General features: G+C 61.5%; 19 protein-coding genes. 7 read left to right on the top strand and 12 right to left on the bottom strand.

Annotation, left to right across the window (positions count from 1 at the left end; all coding sequences use genetic code 11):
* Positions 1–4 precede the first annotated feature (4 nt).
* The 9 genes from AC0L2H_RS22865 to AC0L2H_RS22825 all read right to left on the bottom strand — a co-directional run bounded on the left by AC0L2H_RS22865 (position 5) and on the right by AC0L2H_RS22825 (position 9,855).
* A complete protein-coding gene (locus tag AC0L2H_RS22865; protein ID WP_473592317.1) occupies positions 5–493 on the bottom strand; it encodes a GNAT family N-acetyltransferase in 489 nt (162 codons plus the stop codon).
* Positions 494–496: 3 nt separating this feature from the next.
* Complete coding sequence (locus AC0L2H_RS22860) at positions 497–1,246, bottom strand: molybdopterin-synthase adenylyltransferase MoeB (RefSeq protein WP_473592316.1); 750 nt, start codon at positions 1,244–1,246, stop codon at positions 497–499.
* Between the two features lie 31 nt (positions 1,247–1,277).
* Positions 1,278–2,423, bottom strand: coding sequence for a DNA replication/repair protein RecF (gene recF / locus AC0L2H_RS22855; RefSeq protein WP_473592315.1), 1,146 nt, complete (start codon positions 2,421–2,423; stop codon positions 1,278–1,280).
* A 200-nt stretch (positions 2,424–2,623) separates the two neighbouring features.
* On the bottom strand, positions 2,624–3,742 hold the full coding sequence (gene dnaN, locus AC0L2H_RS22850; protein ID WP_473592314.1) for a DNA polymerase III subunit beta: 1,119 nt from the start codon (positions 3,740–3,742) through the stop codon (positions 2,624–2,626).
* A 346-nt stretch (positions 3,743–4,088) separates the two neighbouring features.
* The gene (dnaA, locus tag AC0L2H_RS22845; RefSeq protein WP_473592313.1) at positions 4,089–5,633 is read right to left on the bottom strand and encodes a chromosomal replication initiator protein DnaA; all 1,545 of its coding nucleotides are present in this window, start codon (positions 5,631–5,633) and stop codon (positions 4,089–4,091) included.
* An 849-nt stretch (positions 5,634–6,482) separates the two neighbouring features.
* The gene (gene rpsT, locus AC0L2H_RS22840) at positions 6,483–6,749 is read right to left on the bottom strand and encodes a 30S ribosomal protein S20 (protein ID WP_473592312.1); all 267 of its coding nucleotides are present in this window, start codon (positions 6,747–6,749) and stop codon (positions 6,483–6,485) included.
* A gap of 160 nt (positions 6,750–6,909) precedes the next feature.
* Complete coding sequence (locus AC0L2H_RS22835; RefSeq protein WP_473592311.1) at positions 6,910–7,683, bottom strand: enoyl-CoA hydratase; 774 nt, start codon at positions 7,681–7,683, stop codon at positions 6,910–6,912.
* A 50-nt stretch (positions 7,684–7,733) separates the two neighbouring features.
* The gene (gene mutM / locus AC0L2H_RS22830) at positions 7,734–8,624 is read right to left on the bottom strand and encodes a bifunctional DNA-formamidopyrimidine glycosylase/DNA-(apurinic or apyrimidinic site) lyase (RefSeq protein WP_473592310.1); all 891 of its coding nucleotides are present in this window, start codon (positions 8,622–8,624) and stop codon (positions 7,734–7,736) included.
* Positions 8,617–9,855 (bottom strand): phosphopentomutase, encoded by a 1,239-nt coding sequence (locus tag AC0L2H_RS22825; protein ID WP_473592309.1) that lies wholly within the window; start codon positions 9,853–9,855, stop codon positions 8,617–8,619. Before AC0L2H_RS22825 ends, mutM begins: the two co-directional genes overlap by 8 nt.
* A 163-nt stretch (positions 9,856–10,018) precedes the next feature.
* Between AC0L2H_RS22825 and AC0L2H_RS22820 the strand changes: the two genes are divergently transcribed.
* Positions 10,019–10,942, top strand: coding sequence for a phosphate/phosphite/phosphonate ABC transporter substrate-binding protein (locus AC0L2H_RS22820; protein WP_473592308.1), 924 nt, complete (start codon positions 10,019–10,021; stop codon positions 10,940–10,942).
* A 14-nt stretch (positions 10,943–10,956) separates the two neighbouring features.
* Here AC0L2H_RS22820 and AC0L2H_RS22815 read toward each other — a convergent pair whose 3' ends face one another.
* The 3 genes from AC0L2H_RS22815 to AC0L2H_RS22805 form a co-directional block, all read right to left on the bottom strand.
* Positions 10,957–11,577 carry a TadE/TadG family type IV pilus assembly protein gene (locus AC0L2H_RS22815; RefSeq protein WP_473592307.1) on the bottom strand — a complete coding sequence of 207 codons (621 nt, stop codon included), beginning with the start codon at positions 11,575–11,577 and terminating at the stop codon, positions 10,957–10,959.
* A gap of 37 nt (positions 11,578–11,614) precedes the next feature.
* Positions 11,615–12,172: a TadE/TadG family type IV pilus assembly protein gene (locus AC0L2H_RS22810; RefSeq protein WP_473592306.1), complete on the bottom strand. Its 558-nt coding sequence runs from the start codon at positions 12,170–12,172 to the stop codon at positions 11,615–11,617.
* 159 nt (positions 12,173–12,331) lie between these two features.
* Positions 12,332–12,754: a pilus assembly protein N-terminal domain-containing protein gene (locus tag AC0L2H_RS22805; protein ID WP_473592305.1), complete on the bottom strand. Its 423-nt coding sequence runs from the start codon at positions 12,752–12,754 to the stop codon at positions 12,332–12,334.
* A gap of 357 nt (positions 12,755–13,111) precedes the next feature.
* Between AC0L2H_RS22805 and AC0L2H_RS22800 the strand changes: the two genes are divergently transcribed.
* The 6 genes from AC0L2H_RS22800 to AC0L2H_RS22775 all read left to right on the top strand — a co-directional run bounded on the left by AC0L2H_RS22800 (position 13,112) and on the right by AC0L2H_RS22775 (position 18,706).
* Positions 13,112–13,282: a Flp family type IVb pilin gene (locus AC0L2H_RS22800; protein WP_473592304.1), complete on the top strand. Its 171-nt coding sequence runs from the start codon at positions 13,112–13,114 to the stop codon at positions 13,280–13,282.
* A gap of 157 nt (positions 13,283–13,439) precedes the next feature.
* Positions 13,440–13,958, top strand: coding sequence for an A24 family peptidase (locus AC0L2H_RS22795; RefSeq protein ID WP_473592303.1), 519 nt, complete (start codon positions 13,440–13,442; stop codon positions 13,956–13,958).
* Between the two features lie 225 nt (positions 13,959–14,183).
* Positions 14,184–14,999: a Flp pilus assembly protein CpaB gene (gene cpaB / locus AC0L2H_RS22790; RefSeq protein ID WP_473592302.1), complete on the top strand. Its 816-nt coding sequence runs from the start codon at positions 14,184–14,186 to the stop codon at positions 14,997–14,999.
* The gene (locus AC0L2H_RS22785; protein WP_473592301.1) at positions 14,996–16,534 is read left to right on the top strand and encodes a type II and III secretion system protein family protein; all 1,539 of its coding nucleotides are present in this window, start codon (positions 14,996–14,998) and stop codon (positions 16,532–16,534) included. The genes cpaB and AC0L2H_RS22785 overlap by 4 nt, the downstream gene beginning before the upstream one ends.
* Before the next feature lie 15 nt (positions 16,535–16,549).
* Positions 16,550–17,293, top strand: coding sequence for a CpaD family pilus assembly protein (locus tag AC0L2H_RS22780; protein WP_473592300.1), 744 nt, complete (start codon positions 16,550–16,552; stop codon positions 17,291–17,293).
* 129 nt (positions 17,294–17,422) lie between these two features.
* Entirely contained in the window at positions 17,423–18,706 is a 1,284-nt protein-coding gene (locus AC0L2H_RS22775) for a CpaE/TadZ family protein (RefSeq protein ID WP_473592299.1), read from the top strand.
* Positions 18,707–18,717: the final 11 nt, after the last annotated feature.

Here is an 18,717-nt window from a genome sequence, read left to right as displayed (position 1 = left end):
AGGCTTACGAAAGCACCTTGCGCATGGTGATCGAGGTCGCTCGGCTATAGCCGTGATGCGCCGTCCGCTCCGTTTCGCGAAAGCCGAGGCGGGCGAAGGCCGCGTGATTTCCGGTCAGTTCGATCCGCGTCTGCAACGCGATCGCGGGCTTGTCTCGGTCGCGGGCAAGAGCTTCGGCAGCCTGCATCAGCCGCCTGCCAATGCCTTGCCCCTGAAAGTCCGGTTCGACGGCAAGCTTTCCGACATAGAGATGGTCAGTCCGCTCCAGAACGAACACACAGCCGATGATTCTTCCCTTCGTCAGCGCGGCGAAGACTGTCTCCCGCCCGGCCTTGTCCCGGAGATTGTCCGCTGTAAGCCGATGCGCCGACGATGGCGGATCGATGACGCCGTCCATCGTGGCAAAGGCGCGCATGATCAGCGCCAGCACCTCGTCCCAACGACCGCAATCGGCCGGAAGCTGGGCGATTGACACGCCCGCGGTGCGGTCCATGGTCTAGTTCTTCTTGTAGCGGATCGTGTCGAAGCGCGCGGCCAGTGCATCATAGAGCAGCAGCCGGCCGACGAGCGGCTCACCGATGCCGGCGATCAGCTTGATCGCCTCCATTGCCTGCAATGTGCCGATCACGCCGGTAAGCACGCCGAGCACGCCGGCGACGGCGCAGGACGGCACCAGTCCGGGCGGCGGCGCCTCTGGGAAAAGATCGCGATAGCTCGGATTCGGCCTGCCGTCGGTGCCGGTCTCGAACGGTTTCAGCACCGTCACCGAGCCGTCGAAGCGGCCGACGGCGGCATGCACCAGTGGCCGCTTTTCCGCCGCGCAGGCGTCGGCCACGGCATAACGCGTGTCGAAATTGTCGGAGCCGTCGACGACGACATCATAGCGGGCGACGAGGGCAGGGGCGTTGTCCGCCGTCAGCCTGAGATTGTGCTCTTCCACGGTTACGTGGGGGTTGATACGGGCGATCGCCTCCTTGGCGCTTCCGGTTTTCGCCATGCCGACCGCGTCGGTGCCATGGATCACCTGCCTTTGCAGGTTTGACAGCGAGACGGTGTCGTCGTCGACGATGCCGAGCGTGCCGACGCCGGCGGCCGCCAGATATTCGAGCACTGGCGCACCCAGCCCGCCGGCGCCGATGACCAGAACCCGTGCACGTTTCAATTTCTGCTGGCCGGGCCCGCCGATTTCGGGCAGCACGATGTGGCGGGCATAGCGTTCGAGTTCTTGGTCGGTCAGAGAGGTCATCTGCAAACCTTACTGCGGTGCAAAAAACTTGTCAGGCGTCTTCGGTTGGCCCAACGGTGCCGTGGTCGACCGTCAGGAACCGTGCCCGTCCCCTGAGGCTGGAAAACAGCGCCGCGTCGGTTCCCGTCATGAAGGCCTGGCAGTTCAGCTCTTCCAGGATCGAAAACAGTGCGGCGCGCCGGCCGCCGTCGAGATGGGCTGCAATCTCGTCGAGCAGCAGGATCGGCGTCATGCCGGACATCTCGCCGGTCAGCCTTGCATGCGACAGCACGATGCCGACCAGCAGCGCCTTCTGTTCGCCGGTCGAGCAGAGTTCGGCCGGCATAGCCTTTGGCCGGTGCCGCACCACGAGATCCGAACGGTGCGGACCGTCGAGCGTGCGCCCGGCGGCGCGGTCGCGATCGCGGCCTTCGGCAAGGGCGCGGCGAAACCGTTCCTCGACATCGACAGCTGGCGAGTTGGCGACTGCGCCTTCCAGTTCGCCGAACAGGCCGATATCGGCTTGCGGAAACGGACTGTCGTTTGGCAGCCTGTCGATCATGGCGGCGAGCAGGCGCACCAATTCGGCACGTGCCGCGGCAATCGCCACGCCGGTTTCGGCCATCTGCGTCTCGATCGCGTCGAACCATGCGCCGTCGCGCGAATTCTCCGTAAGCAATCGGTTACGGCCGCGCATCGCCTTTTCATAGTCGAGCGCGCGCTGGCCATGACCGGGATCGATCGCCAGCACCAGGCGATCGAGGAAGCGCCGCCGGTCGGCGGCCGGGCCAGGAAACAGGCCATCCATCGCCGGCGTCAGCCAGACGACGCGCAGCCATTCAAGCATGTCGTCGGCCGAGCGCGCTGCGGCGCCATTGATCCGCACCCGCCGGCCGCCATCGCCAGCGTTGTCGCCGCCCGAAATCCCGGTGCCGATCTCGACCGGACCATCCGGCCCATCGAGCCGGGCATGCAGCGCGAAGCCACCATCGCCGCCCTCCCGAGCTACATCGGCGTAAGGGGCGCGGCGCAGGCCACGTCCCGGCGTCAGCAGCGATATCGCTTCCAGGAGATTGGTCTTGCCTGCGCCGTTGTCGCCGGAAAACACCACGGCTCCGGGCGCGAGTTCGATCGACAGCGCGGCATAGTTGCGGAAATTAGTAAGTGTAAGCTTACTTATATAGGTTTGTTCCGGCAACCGCTATCCGCCTATTATGCATATCGCGCAAAAGCATGCCCACGGGCCTGACCCGAGGGTATGAAGCGGTTTTGCGATAACGACATGCATAAAACAAGAATCTAAAACGCGTCGCATGAGGCCGATTGAACGCAGCGCGCTTATAGAAGTTGCCGCAATCATTCTCGTCTGGCGCGGCCGGATCACCGACGCAGCGCGGCTTACACCCGCATCGGCATCAGCACATAGAGTGCGGTTTCGTCGGCCATGTCGTGGATAAGCGTCGGCGAACCGGCGTCCGCCAGCATGAATTTTGCCTCCGTGCCGGTCAGCTGGGCGGCGACGTCGAGCAGGTATTTGGCGTTGAAACCAATCTCGATCGGATCGGATGAATAGTCCGCGGCCAGTTCCTCGGTGGCGCTGCCCGAATCCGGATTGTTGACCGCAAGCGTGACTTGCCCCTCGGCGATCGAAAGCTTCACGGCTCGGCCGCGTTCGGAAGAAATGGTCGAGACACGGTCGACGGCGGCGGCGAAACTCTGGCGATCGATGATCAGCTTCTTGTCGTTGCCGGTCGGGATGACCCGCTGATAGTCAGGGAAGGTGCCGTCGATCAGCTTCGACGTCAAAACCACGCTGCCGATGGTGAAGCGGATCTTGGTATCGGACAATTCGGTGGTGACGGCGACATCGGGGTCGTCGACCAGCTTTTGCAGCTCGCTGACCGTCTTGCGCGGAATGATGATGCCAGGCATGCCCTCGGATCCGGCCGGCGCATCGATCTCGGCGCGCGCCAGGCGATGGCCGTCGGTCGCAACCGAACGCAGCTTCAGCTTGCCGCCGGCCTCATGCGTGTGCAGATAGATGCCGTTGAGATAGTAGCGCGTCTCTTCGGTCGAGATGGCGAACTGGGTTTTCTCGATCAGCCCTTTCAGCGCCACCGAATCCAGCCGGAAGATATGCGAGAACGACCCGGCCGAAAGCTCCGGGAAATCGGACTGGGGCAGGCATTGGAGTCGGAAGCTCGAGCGGCCCGAGGTCACGGTCATGGCGTTGCCGTCCTCGTCGGTCTTCAGCATGACCTCCGCTCCATCGGTCAGCTTGCGCACGATGTCGTAGAGCAGGTGCGCCGGGACCGTCGTCGCGCCACCGCGCTCGACCTTGGCGGGCGTGGCTTCGGTCACCTCCAGGTCGAGGTCGGTCGCCTTCATTTCGAGAGTGGCGCCTTCGGCGCTCAACAGCACGTTCGACAGGATCGGTATGGTGTTGCGCCGCTCGACCACGCGGTGAACGTGATTGAGCGATTTCAGGAGATTTGACCGTTCCAGGATAACACGCATGACGAAACAGGCTCGCTTGAATGAATGAACGGGTCTCCGGCAAGCGGCTCCCCGCGAAAGGTCTGAACAGGCTCAGAATCTGCACAAACTGACAGGAAAAACCCCGCAAACGCAAGCCCGCGCTACCGGTTCGGGGCGGTTACGCGGGCTTTCTGGGGATAAAGCCTGCCAATGCATGTCGCGCAAAAGTGCGCAGCGGTTTTGCGACGACGACATGCATGAAAACAAACGCATGTCGCGCAAAAGTGCGCAGCGGTTTTGCGGCGACGACATGCATGAAAACAGAGATCTCAAGCGCGTCGCATGAACCAACCAAACGCGACGCGCTTTCGTTCTTTGGAGCCGATCAAGCCTGATCGTTGATCAGTCTTCTCAGCAATTCGAGCTCCTGCGCCAGCGTGTTGTCGACGCCCGAGAGATCCTCGATCTTGCGCACGGCATGCAGCACCGTCGTATGATCGCGGCCGCCGAAACGCCGGCCTATCTCCGGCAAGGAGCGTGGCGTCATCACTTTCGACAGATACATGGCGACCTGACGCGGCTTGACGATGGTGCGCGTGCGCCGGTTGGACAAGAGTTCGGTCTTCGACACATTGTAGTGGCGCGCCACGATGCGCTGGATGTCCTCGATGCGCACCCGCTTGGGTTCGCCCGAACGATAGATGTGGCCGAGAATCTCGTCGATACGGTCGATGGTGATCTGCGGTTCGAAGGACTGGCGAAACAGAAGCTGGTTGAACGCGCCTTCGAGTTCGCGCCCGCTGCCGGTCACTGTGCGGGCGACATGGTTGAGGATCTCCTCGGAAATGTCGAGCGAGGCGTCATCGGCCTTGGCGGTGGCAAGACGCAGCTTGAGCATGCCGATGCGCATGGCGAAATCCGGCGCCGACATTTCGAGCGCGACGCCGCCATTGAGGCGCGAGCGGACGCGCGGCTCCAGCGATTCCAACTCTGACGGTGGCCGGTCGGCGGCAACCACCACCTGCTTGGCACTGTCGAGCAACATGTTGATAAGATGGCAGAATTCGTGCTGGATCGATTTGCCCTGCAGGAACTGCATGTCATCGATGATGAGGAGATCGATGTCGCGCAACTGTTCCTTCAGCGTCAGCGCGTTGTTGTCGCGGATCGCGGTGGCGAAGCGCCACATGAAATATTCGGCTGTGAGGTAGACGACGCGCGATTTCGGGTTCTGCTTCAACGATTCCGCCGCGATCGCCTGCAAAAGGTGCGTCTTGCCGAGCCCGACCGTCGCATGGAGAAAGAGTGGGTTGAAGCGCACCGCGCTCGATTGCGATTCCGCCACCGCTTTGGCGGCGGCGAACGCCACCCTGTTCGACGGTCCCTCGATGAAGGAGCCGAACGTGTAGCGCGGGTCAAGCGGGGAACCGAGCACATTGTGCCTGAACTCGGTCTCGGTCGGCACACCTGGGCGAGGTGCCGGTGCACGCTCGACCCTGCCTGGACTTGCCGTTCCGGCGGCCAGCGCCGTCTGCGCCTGCCTTGTCATCTTGCGCGCCGGCACCGCTTCGGGCTCGACGCCGTTGCGCCCCGGGCGGGTAGCATTGCGCACGACGATCTCGATCTTGAGGATTTCGGAATCCTCGTGTTTCCACAACTCGGCGATGAGGTCGAGATAGTGACCGTTGATCCACGAGCGCAGGAAGGCGGTGGGCACGGAGATACGGACAATGCCCCGGGAGGCCTCGGCGACCTTCATGCGTCCGAACCAGCTCGAATAAACCTCGGTTCCCAGACGCGCCTTCAACTGGGCCTTCACCCGGTCGAACTTTTGTTCCGCGTCGTTGGAAGCCGGCATGTCGTCCCCTCCGATCAAGGTTCCAGGAAATGGAAGGTCGCTCGTAAGCTCCCTTTCGATGCCGCTCTGCATGATAGAGTTCCTTGTCCTTTTGTACCTTTATTTCCGCCGGGGATACGCCTCCTGCATCCATGTTTCCGGCGACCGTGTCTTCGCTGCGACATCATCGCCGCCGCCGGCAATAATGTCGTCTCGTTGTCTAGAGACCGGCGCCGACCTCTGAAGAGTCAGCCCGCTTTGGTCATGCCAAGGCAAAGCAATTCCACCCGGCGAAAACGCCGGCGCGTCGTTGACCTGCCATGTACAATTACGCCAGTCCCCTACCGCATCGAAAGACAAACCAAACCCGTGCGCGGAAATGATCCACGTCGTGAATTCCGCCATTTTCAGCTGGCCGATTCAGGCTGGGTTTAAGGGCCAATGGCCCGTCCCTCTCGATAGAGAGACATTAACGAAATCGTTGTGGATAGGGCAAGGCCACGACTAACGGATTTTTAAGGAATCTGGTTAGCACAGGCGGGTCAGGACGCTATGCTGCAACCGCACATTTTGACAAAGCCATTGTGATTCAAACCCTTTTCCGGCGAATATGAAAAAGGCCGCACCGCGCGAAATTTTCTGAAATAATTTCCTTGACAGCCAATTGTCCACGATCCCCCGCCCGCGATGTGAACAAGCTGTGGACGACCACCCGTAACCGTTTGAAATAAATAGATAATTTATGACAGCCTATATTTTATAGGCAGGCCTCTTTCGAGGACATGAACATCAGCGGACATGTATATGCCGGCAAAGCATTTGGGACTTTGAAATCCATCCGCAGTGTCGTTTGCGGGCTTTCCTTTTTAAGTACTTGCCGGCAAACGAAAAAACCCGGCGCGATCGGCCGGGCTTGAAGAAGACAAGTTTAGGAAAGGTATATTAGGCCGACAGCACTTTAAGGCGCTGGGCGAGTCGCGACACCTTGCGGGATGCCGTATTCTTGTGCACCACGCCCTTGGTCGCGGCGCGCATCAGTTCCGGCTCCGCTATTTTGAAGGCCGCCTGCGCGGCAGCCTTGTCGCCCGAGGCGAGCGCCTCTTCGACCTGACGGACATAGGTCCGCACGCGCGAGCGGCGGTTCTTGTTGATCTCCGCGCGGCGGGCGATCTTGCGCGTTGCCTTTTTGGCCGAGGAGGTGTTGGCCATGATGCCTCTCTTCTGGTCTGGTGGGCGCCCGCGGGATGCCGCAGGGCGCAAAAAACAAACGGGCAGCCACGCGGCCGCCTCGGTTGGAGCGGCTTATAGTTCAGCTTTTCCGGCGCGTCAACGCCGCTTCGCCCTCTTTTTGGCCGGCAATGCCGAGGTTCTAGCGGTTGGTGAAATTCGGCTTCCGCTTTTCGGCAAAGGCCGCCATGCCTTCCTTCTGGTCGTCGAGCGCAAACAAGGAGTGAAACAGGCGGCGTTCGAACCGCAACCCTTCGGCTAGCGTCGTTTCAAAGGCCCGGTTGACGGCCTCCTTGGCCATCATCACCGACGGCAACGAAAAATCAGCAATCTTGGCTGCCGCCTTCAGCGCTTCCTCGATCAACTCGCCGGCAGGCACGACGCGTGACACCAGGCCGCAACGCTCGGCCTCCGCCGCATCCATCATCCGTCCGGTCAGGCACATGTCCATCGCCTTCGACTTGCCGACGAAGCGGGTCAGGCGCTGCGATCCGCCCATACCCGGCATGACGCCAAGCGTGATTTCGGGCTGTCCGAACTTGGCATTGTCGGCGGCGATGATGAAATCGCACATCATCGCCAGTTCGCAGCCGCCCCCGAGCGCGTAGCCGGCAACCGCCGCGATGATGGGCTTTCGCGTCCGCGTGAGCTCTTCCCAACCGACGAAGAAGTCCTGCACGTAGGCGTCGACAAAGGAGATCGCCTGCATTTCCTTGATGTCGGCGCCAGCGGCAAAGGCCTTCTCGGAACCGGTGATAACCATGGCGCCGATATCGGGGTTCGCGCCGAACACGTTCACGGCCGCCACCACCTCCTTCAGAACTTCGGAGTTCAGCGCGTTGAGCGCCTTCGGCCGGTTCAGCGTGATCAGCCCGACATTGCCGCGCGTTTCCACAATGATGGTCTCATAGGCCATGGCTTCGCCTCCTCGTTCCGGGCAATCGATGAATGTCGATCGGTCCTAGCTTACCCCTGGCAGGTCCGGCAATAGAAGGTCGAGCGCCCGCTTTGCACGATGCGCTCGATATGGCCGCCGCAACCAGGCCTGGAGCAGGGTTCGCCTTCCCGATCGTAGACCGCGAACGAATGCTGGAAATAACCCAGTGAGCCATCGGTCTGCATATAGTCGCGCAGCGACGATCCCCCGGCGGCGATCGCATCGGCAATAACCGAACGGATCGCCGCGGCGAGGCGTTCAGCCTGATCGCCAGCCTTCTTCCCGGCCTTGGCGATGGTGCCCGCTTCGCGCAGCGGCGACAGGCCGGCGCGCCACAGCGCTTCCGATACGTAGATGTTGCCGAGCCCGGCGATCAGCCGTTGGTCGAGCAGTGCTGCTTTCAGCGGCGACTTGCGGCCTTTCAGCAGCGAGGCGAGCAGCGCGCCGTCCAGCGCATTGCCTGTCGGCTCGACACCCAGCCCCGCCAGCATCGGATGTGTGTCGGGCGCCCCTTCCGCAAACAACATGAAGCCAAATCGGCGCGGGTCGTTGAAGATCACGCGCGATCGGCCGCCTTCCGACGAGACGACATCGAACACGACATGATCATGTGCAGCGCTTTTTGAACGCTCGTGATAGAACACGCCCGGCAGGCCGCTGCTGCCGGCCGTTTCGATGCGGAACGAACCCGACATGCCGAGATGGCAGATCAGCACCGGACCACCGTCCAGATGCATCGTCAGATATTTGGCCCGGCGGCCGAGCGCCGTGATCGTCTTGCCGGTCAGCCGCTCCGAAAATCTCTCCGGAAACGGAAATCTGAGGTCTGCTCGACGCGCCTCGACGCCGGCAATGCGTGCGCCTTCCAGCACCGGCTGCAGGCCGCGTCGGACCGTTTCGACTTCCGGCAGCTCAGGCATGGGGGCCTATCGTCGCATGGAAGGAGGTACCGTGACGGCCGCGCGCCAGCCCGAGATGCTCGGCGACGGTTTCACCGATGTCGGCGAAGGTTGTTCGCAGCCCGATATCGCCGCCCTTCAACCCCGGTCCCATGCCGATCACCGGAATGCGTTCGCGCGTGTGGTCGGTGCCGCGCCATGTCGGATCATTGCCATGGTCCGCGGTGAGGATGAGCAGGTCGCCCTGCTTCAATTTGGCCATTGCTTCGGGCAGGCGCCGGTCGAAGGTCTCGAGTGCCGCCGCATAGCCGGCGACGTCGCGTCGGTGGCCGAACTCGGTGTCGAAATCGACGAAATTGGCAAAGACGAGATCATTGTCGCCGGCATCGTCGATCGCGCCCAGTGCCTTGTCGAACATCGCCATGTTGCCGGCGGCCTTGCGCACCTCCGAGATGCCGCGATGGGCGAAGATGTCGCCGATCTTGCCGACCGCGATAACCTTGCTGCCGCGCGCCGTCAGCCGGTCGAGCAAGGTCGGTTCCGGCGGCGGCACGGCGTAGTCGCGGCGGTTGTGCGTCCGTTCGAAGCTGCCCGCGTTTTCTCCGATGAAGGGCCGTGCGATGACACGGCCGATGTTCAGCGGATCGACCAGCCTGCGCACCACCTTGCAGAATTCGTAGAGCCGCTCCAGGCCGAAGTGAGTTTCATGGGCGGCGATCTGCAGCACCGAATCGACGGAGGTGTAGCAAATCGGCTTGCCGGTGCGGATGTGCTCCTCGCCGAACCGCTCGATGATCTCGGTGCCCGGGGCGTGGCAATTGCCGAGAATGCCCGGCACCTTTCCTTCCCGGATGATTGCTTCGGTCAGTTCGGCTGGAAAGGCAGGGACCGTGTCCGGGAAATAGCCCCAGTCGAAGCGCACCGGCAGAGCGGCGATTTCCCAATGGCCCGACGGCGTGTCCTTGCCGCTGGAGACTTCCTGCGCCGCCCCATGAAAAGCCGTCGCCTGCGGCAACTCGCCGTTGCCGAGTTTCAGCCCGGTCGCGGTCTCGGCCGCACGGGCAAGCCCGAGCGAGAACATGTTGGGTACGAAAAGTGGTCCCTTGCGCAAGCCTTCACGATCCGCGCGGCCTTCCGCGCAGGCGATGGCGATGTGCCCGAACGTATTGGCGCCGGCGTCGCCATAGCGCTCGGCGTCGGCTGCGCCGCCGATGCCGAAGGAATCGAGAACGAAAAGGAAGGCGCGCGCCATTGTCAGGAATTCATTATTCTCTGTCTGTTGGCCAAGACATAGGGGGCCGCGCCGCCATTGGCAATTCGGAAACCAAACGGCAACGGCGTGGCGCTATAGTTGATAGTTGAGACACAGCGATTGCCGAATGGCATGGCTCGATGGAAATCCGGCGGGGGAACACATGAAACATGCCTTGAAGGCCTCGGCTGCCGTCCTGGCGCTGCTTGGCGTTTCATGGCCCGGCCCAGCGCGCGCCGACTGGCGGGATGATATTGGTACGTTTCGCATCGGCATTGTCGCCGAAACCGGCGCCGGCAACAGCGTTCCGGGTCTGGCTCTGTTGACGGACGCCTACACCAAGGCGCTTGGCATGAAGGTGGAGTTCGTCGTTGCCCGCGACTATGCGGCGCTGATCGAGGCGCAGGCCGATGCCCGCATCGAATATGCGGTCTATTCGGCGACCGCCTACGCCACCGCGTCGGAACGCTGCGGCTGCGTCGAACCTCTCGTGGCGCCGGTCGATTCCGACGGCGCCGTCGGCATCCGATCGGTCCTGCTGACGCGGGGCGGCAAGGTTCCTGATCTGGCGGCGATGGCAGGGCACCGCATCGTCATGGCGCCCTCGGACAGCGTCGGCGGCTCGCTCCTGCCGCTTGCAGGATTGGCCGCTGAAGGCGTCAAGGTCGCCGAGAACGCGCCGTTTCTGACGCACGCCGGTTCGGCTGCGGCGGCCGAAGCAATGCTGGTCGATGGCGAGGCCGATGCCCTGTTCGGCTGGATACCGTCAGCAACCGACGACGGGCCGGATATTGCGGGTGGCACCGTCGCCAGGCTGGAAGCGGCAGGACTTTCGAAGACGGCACTTCAGGTCGTGTGGAGGTCCGGCCTGCTGCGGTATGGGCCCCATGCGGTTCGCAGCGACCTCAACCCCGAGGCCAAGCGGCGGCTCACCGTGTTCCTCACCAATCTGAGATCGATATCGCCGGATATCTACGATCTCCTGGAAGCGAAACATTCCGGCGGGTTCACCGTTGCCCGTCCGCAGGATTACGCAATGGCCGCGGCCATCGTGCGCCTGGTGTCAGGCGGCGACCAACGGCAATAGATGGCCATGTTGTCTCAGCAGTCGCTGCAGGGGATCGTCGGGCTCCTACGGGCCCTGAGAAAGTAGGTTTCGCCCATCGATATGTTGGAGAAGGCGGCGGTCAATCCAAGTGGCTTCGCGTTCTCGGCCGTCCATGCGATGATCGGCTTATAGCCGAGATCGCTTTCGACCCGGATGAGGAAAGTGCCCTGGACGTTAAGCGCTGCTGGAACGGTCGTGAGGGACGCCTTCGCCGCGTCTGCGCTGAAGGCGCCATTGACCATCTTGCGCGACCAGACAACCTGCACCCTCGGCGTCGTATCGCTCGTGACCTCTATCGCGGTGATGATGATTTTCGGGCTCGAGCGGTTATAGGGCTGAAGGGTGGAATTGCCGATCTGCATGATCGCATCGAGCTGGGCCTTGTTCACGGACTGCTGCTGGGTGACGAGATCGGCCACCATGCTGCCGATGCGGCTGACCTTCTTGCTGGTCTCGATGGCCTGCGATGCCTCCAAGGTCATGAAGTACATGATCAGCAGGACAGGCACGATCAAGGCAAACTCGACGGCCGCAATACCGCGGCGGTCGCAGCAAAACCGGATTGCTCTCGTACAGAAGCCTGCGATGCCCAGATGTGCCCCCGCACGAATCATGCCCTTGTCCTTTTTTGCTCGCACGACGGTGCAATTCTCAGTTGTCAAACGGCTCGTTCTGCCAGGTAATCGACGCGAAGTGCAGCGTCTTGCCGCCTTCCAGATTGGCCATCGAACTGGCCATCAAATCGGTCATGACAGGCCATTTGTAGAAAACCCGCAGCATGTTTATTGATTCGGCCAGGCCCGGGGATACCGTAAAAGTCGTTGGAGTCGTGCCCGTCAGCACGATTTTGCGGTCCTGGATCTTGAAGCCTGCGGCTGCGGCGGCAGCGAAGGTCGGATATTCGCGCAGATCCACCTCCAATCCGGGGCAGTCCTTGGCGACCATGATTTCCAGCCGGCTGCAGATCTTCTGCTTTATCGCGGCCGCGGTCGCATCCGCCTGCCTGATCTGGCCTGTCCGCAGCTGACGGGCGACGTCGTCGGTGGCGTTGGCCATCACCTCTTGCCCCGCGAAAGAAATGCAGCTCTCCAGGATGGCGAAGACCAGTAGGGCGAATGGAATGGCAAGGATCGCGAATTCCAGCGCCGTGCTGCCGCGCCGGTCGTGGACGAAGCGTCCGAAAAAACCTGTTCGCCCTGCTTTGCCCATACTCTATTCCTGCCGATCCTGACGCGGTGTCGGGAGGAGCATTAGCGGAAATGCATTGAGGTCCAGTTTGGATGGCCGATAAATTCTGCGGAAGGATTTTAACCGGCCGGTAACCGGAGCGACACGTCGGCGAGATGAAGAAGAGAATAGTCCGTTCGCCTACCGGCCGGCGTTCATCTCGGCTTCGGAGGTCTTCTCCGCTTCGCTCTTGTACGAGCTTTCGCAATATGGCGCGCAGGACATGGTCTGCACTTCGGCGCGTCGGTAAATGCGCACCGACGACGCGGCCTGCCGCACGACGGTGATCTGCTCGTCGACGATCGGACTGCCGTCCTGGTCGAGCACAACCAGGTTGGTGACGCCGAAGCCCTTGCCTGTCAGCACGATCGTCGATGCATCCTGCACGGAAGCGTCGGCGATAGCCGGATTACCGACGACGACGGTGTCCGCGGGGCGCGACAATTTGACGATCTTGGCCTGGTTCATCGTGACCTCGATGCCGGCGCCGGCGTTGGCCGGCACGACAAAGGTCGCGGCCGCCAGAAACGCGGCAATCGAAAATGACGATCTCGGCCCGGTCATTGAAGCGCTCCACGGCGACAAACTGCTCAACGGAATATGAACGAGATTGGTGAACCAACGGTTAAGCGAACGGGAACTCCCGAAGGTGCCGGGGAAGAACCTTGTGATCCGCTTGCTCGGCCGGATCGCCGGGTTCAAATCCCGGAACCCGGTCCTTTGGGGCCGGTGGTCTGCTTTTCAGCGCCTTGGCCTTACTTTAGCTGCTGATTAACCACACAATGCCCAGGAAGCGCGAAAGGAATCGGTAAGGCTGTTTATTAAGCCGATCGAAAGAGCTTCTCCATAGATTGGCAGCATCCGATCAACCACCAAGAGAAGTTGACGGACTTGCTGTAACACTCGGAGTAGGAGTTCTCGATGTCTAATCTCATTGCACGTTTCGTGAAGGACGAATCCGGCGCGACCGCCATCGAATACGGTCTGATCGCCGCTCTCATCGCGCTCGCCATCATGGTCGGCGCCGGCTCGCTGGGCACCGCGCTGAACGCGAAGTTCAACACGATCGCCACCAAGGTCAACGGTTCGTAATAGCCGGCAACCTAAATATTGCCTCTGGAGAAAGGGCCGTCCAATCGTCGGCCCTTTTTCCATTTCACAGGTTACTTTCGAATTCCCGACCTCATCAATCGTTAATCGAATATGCCTAGGATTGGCCAGTTGCAGTTTGACAACAGGCGCCGCGCCGATGCTTGAAGCCTTGATCTTCGTCGTCTTCCCGTTCTGCATGCTTTTCGCCGCGATCTCCGACATGCTGTCGATGACGATCGCCAATCGCGTGCCGATACTGCTTGTGGTTGTCTTCGCCCTGGTTGCGCCGTTGACGGGCATGGACTGGGCGACCTATGGCTGGCATTTCGCCGCCGGCGGCCTCGTTCTCGCCGTGACGTTCGGTCTGTTTGCGCTCGGCGGCATGGGCGGCGGCGACGCCAAATTGTTGGCCGCCACCGCCATCTGGATGGGGCTGAACATCCATCTCGTCGAATATCTCGTGGCCTCGACATTCATCGGCGGCCTGCTGACGCTTGCCATTCTCGTCTATCGGAAATCGCCGCTGGCGGCCATTACGAGCCACAACCCATTTTTGCGCCACTTCGCGGATGAGAAGACCGGCGTTCCCTATGGCATCGCGCTCGGCATTGGCGGGCTGCTCACCTTTCCGGCTTCGCCGTTGATGGCGTGGGCTCTCGCAAGGCTGGCGGCCTAACTTCTTTTTCCAGGATGTGTTCGCAAGAGGCGGCTTGGCCGCCTCTTTCTTCGTGCTAGGCAGGAGGCGGCTTGGCCGCCTTTTTGCCTGCCAGGCCGGATCGCTCTAATTTATGTAAACCTTAAATTAATCACGATCGTAAGCATTACATTAACCTTGTTTTGACGATTGCCGCTGCAATGTCCGGCTTGGCTACGTGGTTTGCCAAGGGCGAGGTTCGGACAGATGCCAGCATCCCGACTGATCATTCTAGGCGTGGCGGTGGCTGCGGCGGGTGGCGCAGGCTATGTTGCGAAAAACATGGTGGCGGCTCCTCCGCCGCAAATCGTCGAGTCCGGGCCCCAGGCGCCGGCGATCGCGCTGCAGGACGTCCTTGTCCTGTCCGGCGATGTTACGATGGGAAGCCAGCTTGAGAACAACATCAGTTGGCAATCCTGGCCGGCTGACGGGATCAACGCGAATTTCATCACGCGCGCCGCCGAGCCGGAAGCGCTGGAGAAGTTGAAAGGCGCCGTCGCCCGTATGGCGATGTATGCCGGTGAGCCGCTGCGGCGCTCCAAGCTGGTCGGCGAGGGGCAAAGCTTCATGTCGTCGATCCTGCCCTCCGGCATGCGGGCTGTCGCGACAACCATATCGGCCGACACGTCGGCTGGCGGCTTCATTCTCCCCAACGACTTCGTCGACGTTATCATGACCCGCAGAGCCGATGCCACCAACGGCGCGCCCGCAGGGTTCACGACCGAAACCATTCTCAAGAACATCCGCGTCCTGGCGATCGACCAGACCATCCAGGAAGACGAGGAAGGCAAGAAGACCAGGGTCGGCCAGACAGCCACGCTGGAATTGACGCCGCAACAGGCGGAGATCATCACCGTCGCCCAGCAGATGGCGGATCGCCTGACCTTGGCGCTGCGGTCGATCACCGACACCCAGGAGAAGAATCTGGGCGAGGCCGATTATCTTGTTTCCGGCAATGGGCGGCGCGGAACGGTGCGATTGATCAAGTCGGGCGAAGTTTCCGAAGTGGGGACAAGGAAATGAGGCTAAACGGCAAACTACCGGTCACCCTGGCTACGGCAATCGGCCTTCTCCTTGCAGCGAATACGCATGGCCTCGTCGAGGCGAATGCGGCGGGCAGGAATGCCGAGGTGACGGCGTCGACCGCCACCCAGCGCGTCAAGCTCGGATTGAACAAATCGGTGGTCATCGACCTGCCGAGCGACGCCTATGACATTCTCGTCGCCAATCCGACCGTCGCCGATGCCGTGACCCGCACCGCCAGGCGCATCTATCTGTTCGGAAAGCAGGTTGGCGAGACCAACATCTTCGTCTTCGGCTCCAATGGCGAACAGATCGCCAGCCTGGATCTGTCGGTCGAACGCGACGTGGCGGGACTGGAAGACTATATCAAGCGCTTCATCCCGTCGTCGCAGGTCAAGGTCGAGTTGCTGAACGACAACGTCGTTCTGACCGGGACCGTCGACACCCCGCTGGACGCCAAGCGTGCCGCCGATTTGGCCAACATATTCGTCACCGGCGGCGAAGCGACCACGGGCCAGTATTCGCAGACCGCTGCCGGCGGCTCGGCCGACGCTGGCGTCGCCATCGACAATCCGGATGCCGAGCGCCGCGTCTCGAAGATCGTCAACCTGTTGCAGATCATCGGCGACGACCAGGTGACGCTGAAGGTGACGGTCGCGGAAGTCAGCCGCTCGGTGATGAAGCAGCTCGGTGTCAACATGGTCGGCCAAGGCACCTCGAATGGCATCAGCTACGGCGCGACGAGTTCGCCCAATTACGGCTTGGGTAAGCCTCTTTCGACGAATTCATTCTTGAGACTGGGTGACGGGCTGGGAAATGGACTTCAGGCCTATATCAACGCGATGGAACAAAGCGGCGTCATGAAGACGCTTGCCGAACCGACCCTCACTGCCGTTTCGGGCGAGAAGGCGACATTCAAGGTCGGCGGTGAATTCAATCTCATCACAGCCCGGACGAACAATGTTTCAAACGACAATCAAACGGGCCAGGTTACCTACTCCAATGAAAAGCTCGAATATGGCATTGGGCTTGAATTCCAGCCCGTGGTGCTCTCGGCAGGCCGCATCAGCCTCAAGGTGAGGACGTCGGTTTCGGAGCCCACGACGGAGGGCGCCACAACGCTCGGAGGGGGCGGCAGCTTGCCCGGTCTCACTTTGATGTCAATCCGCAAACGCCTCGCGGACACCACTGTTGAATTGCCTTCCGGCGGTTCGATGATGATTGCCGGTCTCGTTCGCGATGATGTCCGGCAGGCGGTCGCGGGGCTGCCCGGCCTGACCAAGATACCGGTGCTCGGCACGCTGTTCCGCAGCAGGGATTTTGTCCGCAACGAGACCGAGCTCGTCATCATCATCACGCCCTATCTGGTAAAGCCGGTGGCGCGCAACGATCTAGCCAAGCCGGACGACAATTTCAACGCCGCCAGCGATGGCGCCGGCATGTTCCTTGGCCGCGTCAATCGCGTCTACGGCACCATGCAGACCGACAGGCCCAACGGCCGCTATCACGGCGTTGTCGGCTTCATCTACAAGTAAGCGGGGAAGCGGGATATGTCTCAGTCAGCATCGAAGGCAAGGACGATCACCGCGGCGGTGTGGTCCGGCTATTTGCGAACCTATCGGCCAGCCATTCCAGTCCTGGCGGTCGCGGTCGCGGCATTGCTTGCCGGTTGCGCCGACCTCAAGCGCGACAGCATCACGGTCGGCGCTGTTCCGGATGATTATCGCACCACCCATCCGATCGTGATCGCGGAGAAGAACGAGAAGATCGACCTCCCGGTCGGCGCCGGCGACCGCGGCATGACCCGCTCTCAGAGGGACACGCTGCTGGGCTTCCTCGACGGCTATGACAAGAGCGCCGCTCCCACCCTGACCATAGCGATCCCGAGCGGCTCGGCAAACGAGATCGCCGCCACCGCTGCCGGCCGTGACTTCGCCAGGCTGGCGATTGCCAGCGGCATCAGCCGCAACCGGATCGTCATGACCACCTATCAGTCGGTTTCGGCCGAAGCGTCCGCGCCAATCCGCGTCGCCTATGTCTCGGTGAAGGCCCAGACCGACAAATGCGGACGCTGGCCCGAAGACCTGCTGCAGACCTCGGAAAACAAACACTATGCCAATTTCGGCTGCTCGTATCAGAACAATCTTGCCGCCCAGATGTCCAATCCGGCCGATCTGCTCGGGCCGCGCAAGCAGACGCCCATCGACGCGGAGAATCGGAGCGCGGTGATCGACGTCTACCGCGACAGGGGCATTTCGGACGAATTCCTCGGCAATTCGGAAGTGGAATACTAGTGCATGTTGCCCAACGTGCTCAGTGGTTTTGGGACGATGATATGCATGAAACTGAGATTCAGGCGCGCCGCATAAATCCCGTCAAACGCGGTGCGCTATAGGCTGCGCCAGTCACGGAAAGAGATGACAATGAGCAATCTTGCTTACGAAACCGGGGTGGATGGCGGCGAAACCTCGCAGCAGGATATCGCCGCTATGCAGGCCTTGCGGCCGATCCCGCGCATCTCGATCCAGGCATTTTGCGAGACCGATGGTGTTGCCAATCCGGTCGAGCGCGCCGGTGAGGACCGCCGCATGGCCAAGGCCCATCTCAAGGTCCATATGGGGGGCATCCCTACCGCCATCGAATTCTACCAAACGGCGCCGACGCCGAACCTGATCCTGCTGGAATCACGCAGCGAGCCGAAGCAGTTGCTGGAACAACTCACGCAACTCTCCGAATATTGCGATCCGACCTCGAAGGTCGTCGTCATCGGCCACTACAACGATGTCGGCCTCTACCGCGAGCTCATCCGTTCCGGCATTTCGGAATATGTCATCGCGCCGGTGTCGATGGCCGATATCGTCAGCGTGATATCGTCGATCTTCGTCGATCCGGAAGCCGAGCCGATCGGCCGCTCGATCGCCTTCATCGGCGCCAAGGGCGGCGTCGGCTCCTCGACCATCGCCCACAATGTCGCCTGGGCGATGTCGTCCCTGTTCAAGTCGGAAGTGCTCGTCGCCGATCTCGATCTTGCTTTCGGCACGGCCAACATCAATTTCGATCAGGATCCGGCCCAGGGCATTGCCGAGGCGGTCTTTTCACCGGAACGTATCGACGAGGTCTATCTCGACCGGCTGCTTGCCCAATGCGCCGAGCACCTGTCGCTGCTTGCAGCGCCTTCGACGCTCGACCGGGTCTACGATTTCGATCCCGATGCCTTCACGCAGCTTGTCGACACCGCCCAACGCAGCGTGCCGCTTCTGGTGCTCGATGTCCCGCATATCTGGACGGGCTGGACCAAGAACACGCTGACCAAGGCCGACGAAATCGTCATCACGGCGACGCCGGAACTGGCCAATCTGCGCAACACCAAGAACCTGGTCGACATGTTCAAAAGGCTTCGCCCGAACGATCCGCCGCCGAAGCTGATCATCAATCAGACCGGTGTGCCAAAGCGTCCGGAGATCGCGTCGTCCGATTTCGCCGACTCGCTCGGCATCTCGCCAATGTCGGTCATTCCTTTCGAGCCGCTGCTGTTCGGAAACGCCGCCAACAACGGGCGCATGCTCGGTGAAATGGATGCCAAGAATCCGGTCGTCGGCATGGTCAACGAGATTGCGCATGTGCTGACCGGGCGCAGCGAAATCAAGGCGAGAAAGAAAGCGGGCCTTGGCAACCTCCTCGGCAAGTTCTCGCGCAACAAGAAATGATGTTTCCGTGG

Source organism: Mesorhizobium sp. WSM4871 (assembly GCF_055811295.1).
The sequence above is the reverse complement of the archived record's forward strand: the minus strand, read 5'-3'. Positions and strand labels throughout refer to the sequence as shown.